Genomic DNA, 12,067 nt, shown 5'->3' with positions numbered 1-12,067 from the left:
TGAAGTGTTTGTTTTTGGCAAAAAGCAGAAAGTTCAAAACGAGGAAGAAAAATGGAAGCCAATATAAAAGATCGAATTAAAAAACTGTTAGCCCTTGGTAAAAGTCCCAACCCCAATGAAGCGAATTACGCTATTCTAAAAGCAAAAAAGCTGATGGTTGAGTATAAATTTACGGAACGGGATTTATTACGATACGACGAAAAACCCATTAAGGTTGATAGCAATATTTATTATACTACCCGGAGAGAGCACTGGATGACTGGTCTGGCTGATGTTATTTCAGAAAACAATTGTTGCGTCTTCTATATGATCACGCCGCCCGGTACCCAACGGCACTACATTATTTTTCATGGCTATGAAGAGGATGCCCTAATCTGTAGCAGTATCTTTGCCTATGCGGTTGATTGTGTACGCTCTCAGTTAAAGGCAATCAAAAAGGTCATGAAACTCGATGAAAAGCCAAATGCAATTATTAACGAAGCTTGTGAAACCTATGGCAAGGGTTTTTATGAGGGGCTGGATGATGCTTATACAACTCAGGATTTTGAACATCAGGAATGGGGCCTTGTGATGACGGTTCCGCCGGAAGTTAAAGAAATTCTCAAACCAATGGAACATGCCCAACATAAAGAGAAGAACCATGAGGATCATTACTCTCTTTATGCTCAAGGTTATCGCGAAGGCAAAGTATTCACGGCCCAAAATAAATTGGAAGAAGTAAAAGAAGAAACCACAGAAGAAGCTACAGAAGAAGCAAATCAAGAAGCTGTCTGAAATCAAACGCAATCAAGAAAAAACCGGCAACTCGTTTTAAAACAAGTTGTCGGTTTTTATTTTGCTTGATACTGAGGATTCTTATGCTAAAATATAAGAAAATAGACAGATATTAAAGCCAGCTATTAAAGTCAATTATGAATTTTCAAGCCCAATAAAAATTTGATTACTAAAATTGGAAGGAGAAGTAAGATGAAACAAAAGATTATTCCTCACCTATGGTTTGACAAAGAGGCGGAAGAGGCGGCAGACTTCTATATGTCTTTATTTAAGGAATCAAAGCTTAAGGATAAAACCGTTCTGAATGGCACGCCATCCGGAACGGCAACGATGCTCACCATCGAGCTGGCAGGGCAAGATTTTATGCTGATTTCGGCAGGTCCCTTTTTTAAATTCACGCCGGCGGTATCCTTTCTGATAGCATGTGATTCCCAAGAAGAAGTTGATGCGTTATGGGAAAAATTAAGTCCAGGGGGCGAAGTGCTGATGCCCCTTGATCGTTATCCATTCAGCGAAAAATACGGTTGGGTAGCTGATCGTTATGGTTTGTCCTGGCAAATTATGGCTGTCGTCGGGCAGGAAATAGCCCAGAAGATAACCCCGACTCTGATGTTTGTCGGAGACCAATGCGGAAAGGCCGAGGAGGCCGTAAACTATTATGTGTCCCTATTTGAAGATTCTCAAGTCAGTGATATTTTAAGATATGGTGAAGCTTCGCTGCTTGATAAACCGGAAACAATTCAACACGTTGAATTTACCCTTGCCGGGCAAAAATTTGCGGCCATGGACAGTGCCTATGATCATCAGTTTACCTTTAATGAAGCCATTTCATTTGTTGTCAACTGTGAAACACAGGAAGAAATCGATCATTTTTGGAATGCCCTTTCGGCCGTACCAGAAGCCGAACAATGCGGCTGGCTAAAAGACCGTTATGGATTTTCCTGGCAGATTGTTCCAACCATCATGACCGAGATGATGAAAGACGACGACCCGGACAAGTTAGCCAAAGTGACGGTGGCATTTCTGAAAATGAAAAAGTTTGATATTCAAGAATTGATAAATGCCTGGGAATCATAAAATAAGTGAAAAAATCGTCATAGTTTTCAGAAGAATCTGTTCGAAGTAACAGGTTCTTTTGCATTTAGTCTTGAAGGATATGATAGGTATGATAAAATAAAATGATGATTAAAAAGGGTACAATGCCATGTAGTGGCTGCAAATAAAAACTAATTAGTGGAGAAAAAAATGATGAGAGACAAGAAAGACAGAGATGTTTTTAAAAAGACGCGACTCCCTAATCTCATGGATACATTAATTGTACTATTTGGAGAAATTAAAGGACGGTTTTATTATAAAAAAGCTGCGATTATTTTAGAAAATGAACTTAAAAGCATTGAAGACAGAGGAAATGCTGTTGTTGATAAACATTTAAGAACATCTATTTTGCCCGGCTATGCCTGTTATCGTGGGCTTATCGAAGGTGGTGTTTCCCGGGAAGTGGCTTATGCCATAGTTGAAGAAGAAATTGCAACGGCAGCCCTGCGAATGGGAACCATTTCCGAATTGCTAAGGGGGTTGCCATTTGCTTATCCGATATTTAAACTGGTGATCAAACCGATCATCAAACGGGGATATCCGCAGGAAGGATGGACCATTAACTGGAAAGAATTCAGCCGGGAGCGAATCTATTTTCACATTACCACCTGTTTATACTGCGAGGAACTTGCAAAAAGAGATGCACTGGAGCTTTGTCCGGTATTTTGTAATTCAGATCATGTCGCTTATGATCCTTTAGCCCCAAGAATTCAGTTTCGTCGAAAATGGACACTGGCGAGTGGGAATGAATTGTGTGATTTTTGTTTTAAAAATGGGAACCTAAGAACTCAAAATGTAAAAAAATCCGAGCTTCATTAAAAATTTGAGATTTTCTTATTGCTGTGGTTATGTACAGGATACTTGCAATTTTTGTTTATCGGAGCTTTTATTGGTTAAAAAGATAAGATAAGCCAACTAGACTTACCGATAAGGAGAATGATTGATGAAGTTCAAGTATAAGATCGTAGCCCTGTTTGTCACGGCCATTGTTTTTATCAACCTGGGAATCGGTGTTTATGCAGTTAACAGTATGCAGCAAAAAGTTCTTGGGGCTGCTCAGGAGAAGCTGTTAAGTGATGCTGCGCTGGGAAATGCTCTGATCGAACAGCAGTTTCCGGGAGATTGGTCGGTAAATAATGGAAGTTTATACAAAGGTTCCATCAAAATGAACGATAATTTTGAAATTGTTGATAAAATTGGCGAGTTAACCGGGGATACAGTGACGATTTTTCAGGGTAGTACCCGAGTATCAACTAATGTTAAAGATGCAGAGGGCACCCGCGCTACAAACACTCAGGCCACCGATATTGTTAAGGAAACGGTCCTGAATAACGGAAAAACCTATATCGGAAAAGCAAATGTAGTGGGGATTTGGAACCAAACCGTTTATCAACCGATTCGAAATGCGGATGGTGATGTCATTGGCATCTGGTACGTCGGGATACCCAATACGATTTATGATCGATTGGCAGCGGACTTCAGAAATATGCTGATTTTATTTTCCGTTGTTGCAATGATGCTTGCAAGCATTGTGATATGGATTATCACAGACCGGATGACCAAACCATTGGTGATGTTGGAAAACGTGACGAATAAGGTGGCTCAGGGTGATTTGACCCAAAAAGTTGAAGTCGTCAAAAGCAAAGATGAAATTGGGGCTCTGGCATCGGCCTTTGAGCGGATGATCGGAAATATGCGGTCATCATTAACACGAATCGCTAACTCTTCTGAAGAGGTAACCATGGGCGCCCAAAACATATCGACGGCCAGTACCTCACTGTCAATTGGCGGAACAGAACAGGCCAGCTCAATTGAAGAGTTAACGGCTTCCATCAACGAGATTTACGAACAGACACGAGTCAATGGTGAGAGTGTGGAAGATGCCATTGATTTGGTTGGCAGTGCCCAGATAAAAGTTACGAGCGGTGACCAGGAAATGCAAAAGATGCTTTTATGCATGGACGATATCAATGAGTCATCACGAAATATTGGGAAAATTATTAAAGTTATTGATGAAATTGCTTTTCAAACCAATGTGTTGGCCTTGAATGCCAGTGTTGAAGCCGCCCGGGCCGGGGAACATGGAAAGGGTTTTGCCGTTGTTGCGGGAGAGGTCAGAAACCTTTCGATCCGAACAACTGATGCAGTCAAGCAAACCAGCAGTTTAATTGAAGCATCGGGAAAAAATGTAAAAATTGGTATTGAAGTGGCCAATCGGATGTCAGAAGCTTTAGAAGAAATCAAGTCCAGCATGAAAGCCGTGAAAAATCGGATCGAGACAGTTGGCAAGGCTTCAGAGATGCAGACCCAGAGTATCCATGAAATTAATTCAGGTATCAACATTATTGCTGGTGTGGTTCATACCAATTCAGCAACCTCGGAACAGACTGCAGCAGCCAGTGAAGAGCTCTTCAACCAGGCAGAAATACTAAAAAAACAGACCAGCCAGTTTAAACTCCAATAGAACAATTATCAAAACATAAAAAAAGAGACTCAGAGATTTAATCAGCTGAGTCTTTTATTTTGGAGATTTAATAACGCTATTTTAATTTTTCGACCATTTCCAGTACTTCCCAAAGTGATTTACCCGATTGCTGAGCGATTTTTTTGACATCCTCATATTCCGGGGTGGCCCGGGTAATATCACCCTGCTGGGATATTTTGATGGTGACCTCACCGAGCGGGGTCGCTATTTTTTTAAAATGCCGGTGCATGCAGGTTCGCTCCACTGGATATTTGCGGATGCCAATGGTGGAGGTTTCTTTTAAAATAATTTCTTCAATCAGCGGCAGTCGGGCTTCGCTACATAAAACGGTCAGGTGGATGCCCGGGCGGTTTTTCTTCATATATACCGGGGTGTAGAAGGCATCCAGAGCCCCTTTTTGTAGTAAAACTTCCAATACATAGCCGGCCATTTCACCGGTCATATCATCAACATTGGTTTCGACAACCATAATGGTGTTGGATTCGGATTTTCGCCCCTGGATTATCCGCAGGGCATTTAAAACCCCAAAATCCTTTCCGCCAAATCCGTAACCGGTCTTTTCCGGGATAAAACTGGGGGTAGTGGGGGAGAAGGTGGCCAGTTCAGCCAGAATGGCAACCCCAGTGGGAGTGGCTGATTCGCCGTCAATCGCCTTGGAATACATTTCAAAATTCGATTCACAGAGGATTTCAGCGGTGGCTGGTGCCGGCACTGGCAGGAGACCATGGGCACAGCGGACCCAGCCGCTGCCGACATTTATTTTGGAACCATAAACCAGATCCGGCTTCAGCGCATGGTAACAGATGGCGGCCCCGACGATATCAACAATCGAATCAAGAGCGCCGACCTCATGGAAATGAACCCGTTCAACGGGAACATTGTGAACCTTGCCTTCGGCTACGGCCACTCGCATAAAAATAGCCAGTGCAGTGGTTTTTACCTCGTCCGGGAGGGTTGAGTTTTCGATGATTTCTTTAATGTCGTTAAAGTGTCGATGATGGTGCCGGTCAGCATCCAGGATGACGTGACAGCGGGTGCCGGAAATCCCCTTTTTCATGGTGGATTCAGCTTTGATGCGAAATCCGCCGAGATTCAGTTTTTTTAGCTCAGCGTCAAGGTATGCCGGATCAATACCCAAATCAATAAAGGCACCTAAAACCATATCGCCACTAATGCCGGAAAAACAATCGAAAAATAAAACCTTCATGGACAATTCTCCTTCTTTGGGCCACGCCCTGATGAAATTTCGCTTATGTTTATAGTTTGTTAATTTTTGATGCCATACAGGCGGCCCCAAAACCATTGTCGATATTGACAACGCCGATCCCGCTGGCGCAGGAGGTCAGCATTCCCAGTAAAGCCGAGATCCCACCAAAGCTGGCACCGTAACCGATACTGGTGGGAACGGCGACGATGGGTTTATCTGTGAGTCCGCCGACGACTGAGGCCAGAGCCCCTTCCATGCCGGCCACCACAATAATCACCTTGGCATGATTGATAATCGGAACGTTGCCAAGTAACCGATGGATACCGGCGACCCCGACATCATAGAGCCGTTTGACCTGATTGCCCATCACCATCGCAGTAACAGCTGCCTCCTCGGCAACCGGAATATCTGAGGTTCCGGCCGTGACCACGAGAATGTAATCATCAGTGGTTTTATATTCTTCCCGTTTGACGACGACGGAACGGGCTTCTTCGTAATAAATGGCATCTGGGGTAATGGATTTAATGGTGTCGAAGACATCCCGTTCAGCCCGGGAAGCGAGGATGTTGCCGGTGGATCGTGCCAACATGTTTTCGACAATCCCCTTAATCTGATTCAGTGACTTTCCGGGACTGTAAATCACCTCGGGATAACCGTTTCGCAGCTCCCGGTGATGGTCCACCTTGGCATAGGAAAGATCTTCATAAGGCAGTGTTTTCAGCAACTCCAGAGCGGTATTGACCTCGCATTCCTGATTTTTGACGTCTTCCAATAATTTCGTTAATTGATCTACATTCATAATTGTCTCCATTACTGCTGATGAGTCAGCTGAATATTAAAAAATCGTTATAGTGTTTGCGTTATAGTGTTTGAATAAAATGGGTCATTTCTGTTAAGGTCAGGTGGTAACGGAGCTGATCGGGATTAATTTTTATCCCATAGGCCTTTTCCAGTTGGTGGATCAGATCGATCAGTCCAAGCGAATCGCCGCCGAGATCAAAGACGAAATGACTGTCCAACGAAATCATTGCCGGCGAAATTTTTAGAATAGCAGACCAGTAATCAGCCATCTCTTTGTAAGGTCCATCCAGGGATGATTCAGAAATGCTGCCTAACGGGATGGCCAGATCGTAATCGCCGAAGTCGCCGTTTTCCCAGGCAACAGCCAAAGCGAGCCGGTTGATTTTACCGGAGGTAGTCTTGGGAATTTCGTCAACGATCACACCCCAAGCGATGGGAAGCTGCCAGGTGGTAGAAATAGCCTGGCCGGCCAGGGTTAAGGTTTCCGGATTTTGAGAATCACTGAAGAGAATCAGGCAGTTGTCCTGAGTGTTCCGGTCTTTGACCTGAACAACAATCAGGTTGGTATTTTCCGGTAATACCTGCTTGCCGGTTTTTTCCAGATCCGAGACCAGATAATTTTCACCGTTGACGATAATAATATCTTTATAGCGGCCAAATATATTCAACCAGCCCTTTCTGAAAAAGCCCAGATCGCCAGTATTAAACCACCCGTTTTGATCAACTCCGGTGGGAGCATTTTTGTGTTTAGAAAAATAACCCTTCATGACATTAGTACCGCGAATATGAATGAGTCCCAAATATTCCGGTTCCAGAATATTTCCAGCCAGATCTTTAATGACGACTTCGTTACACTCATCTAGCACACCTACTGACATACGACCGATGGTATCATCATCAGGATCGCAGAAGAATAGTTTTTCGCCAATGGCAATCCCACTGCCCAAAAAATAATCCATCCGGAAGGGTGAACCATAGGGTGTGTAAGCGACACCCATGGTGGTTTCACTAAGACCATAGGCTGGTTTTAAGGTATCCCGGGCCCAACCCATTGGGGTTGTCTGCTCCTCGAAAGCGGTTAAGGAAAGGGGATTAACATCTTCGCCACCGCAAAAGCAGATATAAACGGTGTCAAGATTCACCGCCCGATTTTGTTTAATGCCGACCTTAAGCAATAGTTCAATGCCAAACAGGGCGGCTCCGGTGACGGTGGCGGAAAACTGCGAGAGTTTTTCCAGCCAGCGGTTGGGGTTTTGGACAAACTGTAGCGGACTCATTAAATATTGGGGGAAGTTGTTGACAATCGGAACCAGATGATAACCAACAAAACCAAAACAATGAGATAGCGGCAGCCAGCTTAAATAGCGTTCCTGAACATTTTCCCGAACGATGATACTGCTGGCAACGCCGCCTTCGAGGAGGTTGCAGGTAGTCAGAACAGCACCTTTAGGATCCGAAGAGGTGCCGGAGGTAAACTGAATCATCCCAGGGTCAGTGTCGCTAACAGAAGCGATGGTTCCCGGGGATGATTCGGCCAAAGTCCGAAACATCAGCAGGTTATTTTCGAAAAGGGTGGTTACACCTTCCAGATCACTGATAATGATGGGATTGTCCAGCGCGCTCAGCACACTTTGCAGGTAGGCCCGGGATTTTTCATCTTGGGCCAGGGGCAGGATCGCGGGGACCATGCCGCCCAGGATGCCCGCCCAGAAACAGGTGATCTGGGCCTGGATGCTTTTTAGTTGAAACACCAGTTGGGATCCTTTTTTAAGACCATGAGACTGGTAACCGCCGAGGACTTTCATGGCATTTTCAAAAAGCGTGGCGTAGGTCTGAGTAAACTCCTGGCCATCGGCCTCCAGATAAGTGATGGTCACATCACTTTTTTTGAGCTTGATAAACGAGTCTTGTATATTCATGGAAGTCTCCTCAACAATTCTGTCAGATTTAGATTAGATCATGGTATAGCCACCATCGATGGCAATGGTCTGCCCGATGATATAATCACTGCCCGATGAGCAAAGAAAGGAAATAATTCCCAGCAGGTCTTCTTCAGTTCCCAGTCGGCCAGCCGGGGTATTTTTGGTGTGCTCGGTCAGGGCGTATTTGGGGAAATTAGAATTAGCCATGTCGGTTTCAATAACCCCCGGTGCAATAGCATTAACCTGAATGTTGAGACGGGCAGCTTCCCGGGCCAGAGCTTTAGTAAAGGCAATAACGCCACCTTTAGCAGCTGAATAATGGGTAAACCCCAGTCCGCCAACCCGGCCGGCGATGGAAGCCACATTAATAATCTTGCCACGTTTTTGTTTTTCCAGGACCTTGTAAACCGCATGGGTGGCGATGAAGGTTCCGGTTAAATCGATATCGATCACCGCTTTCCAGTCTTCCAAGGTCATGGCACTGAAGGTTTTTACCGGGAAGATCCCGGCATTGTTGATCAGAACATCGATTTTGCCGTAGGTTTCCATAACGATGTCGACCATTTTGATGGCATCATCTTCGGAAGATATATCGCATTGCACGGCAATACATTTGGTGGGAAGTTTTTCGGCAGCGGCTCTGGCGGTTTCGATATTCCGACCAATTATAACGATATTGGCTCCTTCATTACTGAGATATTCGGCAAATGAATAACCAATACCCCGGGACGACCCGGTGATGATAATAACCTTATCCTGATGAATACCTGCCATCGTCTTAGCCCTCAATTTCGCCGATGATTTGGCCGACCAGAACCCGGTCATCTTCGGCGGCCAACGTGGCAGAAAGAACGCCGTCGGCTGGTGATTCAATATAGATAGAAATTTTATCGGTGGCGGCTTCGGCAATGTTGTCGCCTTTTTTAACGGTATCGCCGATAGCGACAAGCCATTGTCTTAAATTGATTTCTTCGGCGCCTTCAGCAAATTCGGGGATAGCTATTTCGTATTTCATTTTGGTTCTCCTTCAATTTTAGTTTTATTTTTTCAGTATTTACAACAAACCAACTATTTTGATGGGTAGTTGATCGTTAACGACTTTCAATTTCGGAAATGGTTCTTCTGGTTGTTTGGGTGCCAAACATCTCATCAAAGGTCAGAATAAACTGATCCCGAAGATCGGACAGGGTAACGGGGGGGCATCCGCAGACTTCCATGGATGTTACGCCCTTATCTTCAATTCCGCACGGGATGATGGCCTTAAAATGTTCGAGGTTGGGGTTAACATTAATAGACATGCCGTGGAGGGTAACCCCATGGGATACCGCGATGCCTAAAGCTGATATTTTTTTATCCTCACCGGTTCCGGGTTCAGTAACCCAGACACCGCTGCGCCCTTTAATGCGTTTGCCTTTTAGCTGATAATGGGCCAGCAGATTAATCACCACTTGCTCCAGGCACCTTACATACTGGTGAGCGCCCTTAACATACTGGTCAAAGTGCAGAATCGGTGAAACGATGAATTGACCGTTGCCATGATAGGAAATATCACCACCCCGGCTAACCGCGGTCAGGGCAATGCCCAGCTCCAGAAGTTCAGCAGCGGTCAGGAGCAGGTTCTTTTCGTGGGTTCCCCGACCCAGGGTAATTACGGGGAAATTTTCCTGAAAAAGCAGGGTGTCTGGCCAGGATTCCGCCACACATTTTTTGTGGAGCTGTTCCTGGATGACAAAGGCATCTTCATAGGAAATCAGTCCCAGGTCAATCCAGGTGAGGTCCTTTTTCATGCTTAATCCTCCAGATGATACTGTTTCATTTTGCGGTACAGGGTACTTCGGGAAATACCCAGGTATTCAGCGGCTTTCTTGCGTTCGGAAAAAAGCGCCAGGGCTTTTCTGATGGTGGTGAGTTCCAAGTCTTTTAAATCCACATTGGGTTGCTCCGTTTTTGTCTCCATAATTTTGGGCAGTGGTGGGGGCTCTTCTTTCGGGGTCAGTTCGGCATTGAGATTGGGCAGATAACTGGAAATAAAATAGTTATCAATACGATTGGTTTCTGTGAAGTTGACCGCCTGTTCGATGGCATTCTTAAACTGTCGGACATTGCCCGGCCATTCATATTCCTGCATGATTGCGATGGTGGAGGGGTGGAGCGGTTCAATGTATTTGCCGCAGGCCTGGGTAATGTCATTGAGAAAAAACTCAGCCAGAATCGGAATGTCCTTCTTTCGTTTTCGTAGCGGTGGGATATTGATCTGCAAAACATTTAGTCGATAGTAAAGATCTTGTCGAAACCGCCCCTTTTTTACTTCTTCGGCAAGATTTTTATTAGTGGCCGCAATCACCCGCACGTCGATGGGAATATCCTTATCTCCGCCAATGCGTTGAATGTATCGTTCCTGTAAGACCCGCAGCAGAATGGTTTGGGTGTTGATGGGCATTTCACCGATTTCATCGAGAAAAATGGTGCCGCCCCTGGCCAGTTCAAATTTTCCGATTTTCCCGTGTTTGCTGGCGCCGGTGAAAGACCCTTCTTCGTAGCCAAAAAGCACACTTTCAATCAGACTTTCAGGAATCCCGGCACAATTAATGGCAATAAATGGTTGATCGGATTGATAAGCGTTGTGTATCGCCTGGGCAAACATCTCTTTACCAGTTCCACTTTCGCCTTCTAAAAGAACAGTAGCACTGCCCTTAGCAGCAATTTGAGAAAGATGGAGTGACCGCAGCAGATCTGAGCTTTCGCCAATGATGTCGTCAAAGGTAAAGCGGGTCCCTTTTCGTTTGGCCTTATCGGAAACCTGAATGGTTTTATCCAGATCTTTCAGGGTGGCTACGGCACCAGCAATGGTACCATTGTCATGAAGGATCAACTTACTGTTAATAAGGCAATTAATTTTTTTGCTTTTAGTAATAATATGCTTATCTTTTTCTTCAAGTGAAGGCGGAACATTACCGTTATGATCCAGGATCGTTTCGCCATCCATAATTTCCAGAATGTTCTTTCCATAAGACTCAAAGGTAGTGGTTTTCAAAATCTTGGCCCCCTGAGAGTTAATGCCGATGATTTTGCCCTTGACATCCACCGCGACCACGCCATCGGTCATGGAGTCGATCACCGTGCTCAGATAGTGATTGGTTAAATCAACCTGACGATGGGATTCGGCAATACATAATTGTCGGGAGATTGCTTTAGTGGCGGCAACTACCATTCCCAGCGTGTGAGGATAGGCCATTTCTTTAGGTCCGGCCATATCCATGACACCCAGCAGTTTGCCGTTGGCATCAAGAATAGGTGCGGCAGAACAGGTCAGTTCGTGATAACATTCATAGTAGTGCTCAGCTCCAATAACCTGAATCGGCTGAAGGAGATCGATGGCTAAACCGGTGGCATTGGTTCCGGCCATGTGTTCATTCCAGATACTGCCCCTGACCAGATTTTTGGTGAAGGCTTCTTTGAGTATGGCCTGATCACAAATCAGTTCCAGAATAACCCCATTGGGATCGGTCAGGGTGGTTGAAAAACCAGATTTGTTCACAAATTCCTGTAACTCAACCATAAAGGGAATGCTGACGTCCAGAAGAATCTGATTTTGTTCCAGACGTTTACGAAAATTTTCTTCACTGACGGTTGGCGTTCGATTCAAAGCCCGGGGATCAAGGCCAGCTTTCTGACAACGCAGCCAGGAATCAATGATCGGTTTGCGGACATGCGTGCCAATATTTCCGGAAAATACAAAATCTTCCCAGGTTCTTTTGATTAAATCAAAGTCAGCAGACATTT

11 protein-coding genes are annotated in these 12,067 nt (G+C 44.9%); 4 read left to right on the top strand and 7 right to left on the bottom strand.

What is annotated here, in order from left to right; genetic code table 11:
* Positions 1 to 51: 51 nt before the first annotated feature.
* The 4 genes from A3KS_RS0103980 to A3KS_RS19945 all read left to right on the top strand — a co-directional run bounded on the left by A3KS_RS0103980 (position 52) and on the right by A3KS_RS19945 (position 4,333).
* Positions 52 to 774: a DUF2786 domain-containing protein gene (locus tag A3KS_RS0103980; protein WP_026393820.1), complete on the top strand. Its 723-nt coding sequence runs from the start codon at positions 52 to 54 to the stop codon at positions 772 to 774.
* A gap of 192 nt (positions 775 to 966) precedes the next feature.
* Positions 967 to 1,851, top strand: a complete 885-nt coding sequence (locus A3KS_RS0103975; protein WP_035355188.1) for a VOC family protein — start codon at positions 967 to 969, stop codon at positions 1,849 to 1,851.
* Positions 1,852 to 2,007: 156 nt separating this feature from the next.
* Complete coding sequence (locus A3KS_RS0103970; RefSeq protein ID WP_156913195.1) at positions 2,008 to 2,688, top strand: L-2-amino-thiazoline-4-carboxylic acid hydrolase; 681 nt, start codon at positions 2,008 to 2,010, stop codon at positions 2,686 to 2,688.
* A 124-nt stretch (positions 2,689 to 2,812) separates the two neighbouring features.
* Complete coding sequence (locus A3KS_RS19945; protein ID WP_051355641.1) at positions 2,813 to 4,333, top strand: methyl-accepting chemotaxis protein; 1,521 nt, start codon at positions 2,813 to 2,815, stop codon at positions 4,331 to 4,333.
* A gap of 76 nt (positions 4,334 to 4,409) precedes the next feature.
* On the opposite strand, the gene larC is transcribed toward A3KS_RS19945, so the two are convergent.
* From larC to A3KS_RS0103930, 7 genes are all read right to left on the bottom strand, one after another.
* Positions 4,410 to 5,561, bottom strand: coding sequence for a nickel pincer cofactor biosynthesis protein LarC (gene larC / locus A3KS_RS0103960; RefSeq protein WP_026393817.1), 1,152 nt, complete (start codon positions 5,559 to 5,561; stop codon positions 4,410 to 4,412).
* 49 nt (positions 5,562 to 5,610) lie between these two features.
* Entirely contained in the window at positions 5,611 to 6,360 is a 750-nt protein-coding gene (gene larB, locus A3KS_RS0103955; protein WP_026393816.1) for a nickel pincer cofactor biosynthesis protein LarB, read from the bottom strand.
* 61 nt (positions 6,361 to 6,421) lie between these two features.
* Positions 6,422 to 8,281 carry a non-ribosomal peptide synthetase gene (locus A3KS_RS0103950; RefSeq protein WP_026393815.1) on the bottom strand — a complete coding sequence of 620 codons (1,860 nt, stop codon included), beginning with the start codon at positions 8,279 to 8,281 and terminating at the stop codon, positions 6,422 to 6,424.
* 33 nt (positions 8,282 to 8,314) lie between these two features.
* The gene (locus A3KS_RS0103945; RefSeq protein ID WP_026393814.1) at positions 8,315 to 9,058 is read right to left on the bottom strand and encodes an SDR family NAD(P)-dependent oxidoreductase; all 744 of its coding nucleotides are present in this window, start codon (positions 9,056 to 9,058) and stop codon (positions 8,315 to 8,317) included.
* 4 nt (positions 9,059 to 9,062) lie between these two features.
* Positions 9,063 to 9,299 (bottom strand): biotin/lipoyl-containing protein, encoded by a 237-nt coding sequence (locus A3KS_RS0103940; protein ID WP_026393813.1) that lies wholly within the window; start codon positions 9,297 to 9,299, stop codon positions 9,063 to 9,065.
* A gap of 76 nt (positions 9,300 to 9,375) precedes the next feature.
* Positions 9,376 to 10,071 (bottom strand): lipoyl(octanoyl) transferase LipB, encoded by a 696-nt coding sequence (gene lipB, locus A3KS_RS19940; RefSeq protein ID WP_035355184.1) that lies wholly within the window; start codon positions 10,069 to 10,071, stop codon positions 9,376 to 9,378.
* Positions 10,072 to 10,073: 2 nt separating this feature from the next.
* A complete protein-coding gene (locus A3KS_RS0103930) occupies positions 10,074 to 12,065 on the bottom strand; it encodes a sigma-54-dependent Fis family transcriptional regulator (protein ID WP_026393812.1) in 1,992 nt (663 codons plus the stop codon).
* Positions 12,066 to 12,067: the final 2 nt, after the last annotated feature.

It is taken from the genome of Acetobacterium malicum subsp. dehalogenans DSM 11527, assembly GCF_000472665.1.
Lineage (GTDB): Bacteria > Bacillota > Clostridia > Eubacteriales > Eubacteriaceae > Acetobacterium > Acetobacterium malicum.
The sequence above is the reverse complement of the archived record's forward strand: the minus strand, read 5'-3'. Positions and strand labels throughout refer to the sequence as shown.

Bases quoted from the DNA above. Each gene is read 5' to 3' on its own strand.
- lipB (WP_035355184.1), bottom strand. From the start codon at position 10,071: ATGAAAAAGGACCTCACCTGGATTGACCTGGGACTGATTTCCTATGAA.
- A3KS_RS0103975 (WP_035355188.1), top strand. From the start codon at position 967: ATGAAACAAAAGATTATTCCTCACCTATGGTTTGACAAAGAGGCGGAA.
- larC (WP_026393817.1), bottom strand. From the start codon at position 5,561: ATGAAGGTTTTATTTTTCGATTGTTTTTCCGGCATTAGTGGCGATATG.
- A3KS_RS0103945 (WP_026393814.1), bottom strand. From the start codon at position 9,058: ATGGCAGGTATTCATCAGGATAAGGTTATTATCATCACCGGGTCGTCC.
- A3KS_RS19945 (WP_051355641.1), top strand. From the start codon at position 2,813: ATGAAGTTCAAGTATAAGATCGTAGCCCTGTTTGTCACGGCCATTGTT.
- A3KS_RS0103980 (WP_026393820.1), top strand. From the start codon at position 52: ATGGAAGCCAATATAAAAGATCGAATTAAAAAACTGTTAGCCCTTGGT.
- A3KS_RS0103950 (WP_026393815.1), bottom strand. From the start codon at position 8,281: ATGAATATACAAGACTCGTTTATCAAGCTCAAAAAAAGTGATGTGACC.
- larB (WP_026393816.1), bottom strand. From the start codon at position 6,360: ATGAATGTAGATCAATTAACGAAATTATTGGAAGACGTCAAAAATCAG.
- A3KS_RS0103940 (WP_026393813.1), bottom strand. From the start codon at position 9,299: ATGAAATACGAAATAGCTATCCCCGAATTTGCTGAAGGCGCCGAAGAA.
- A3KS_RS0103930 (WP_026393812.1), bottom strand. From the start codon at position 12,065: ATGTCTGCTGACTTTGATTTAATCAAAAGAACCTGGGAAGATTTTGTA.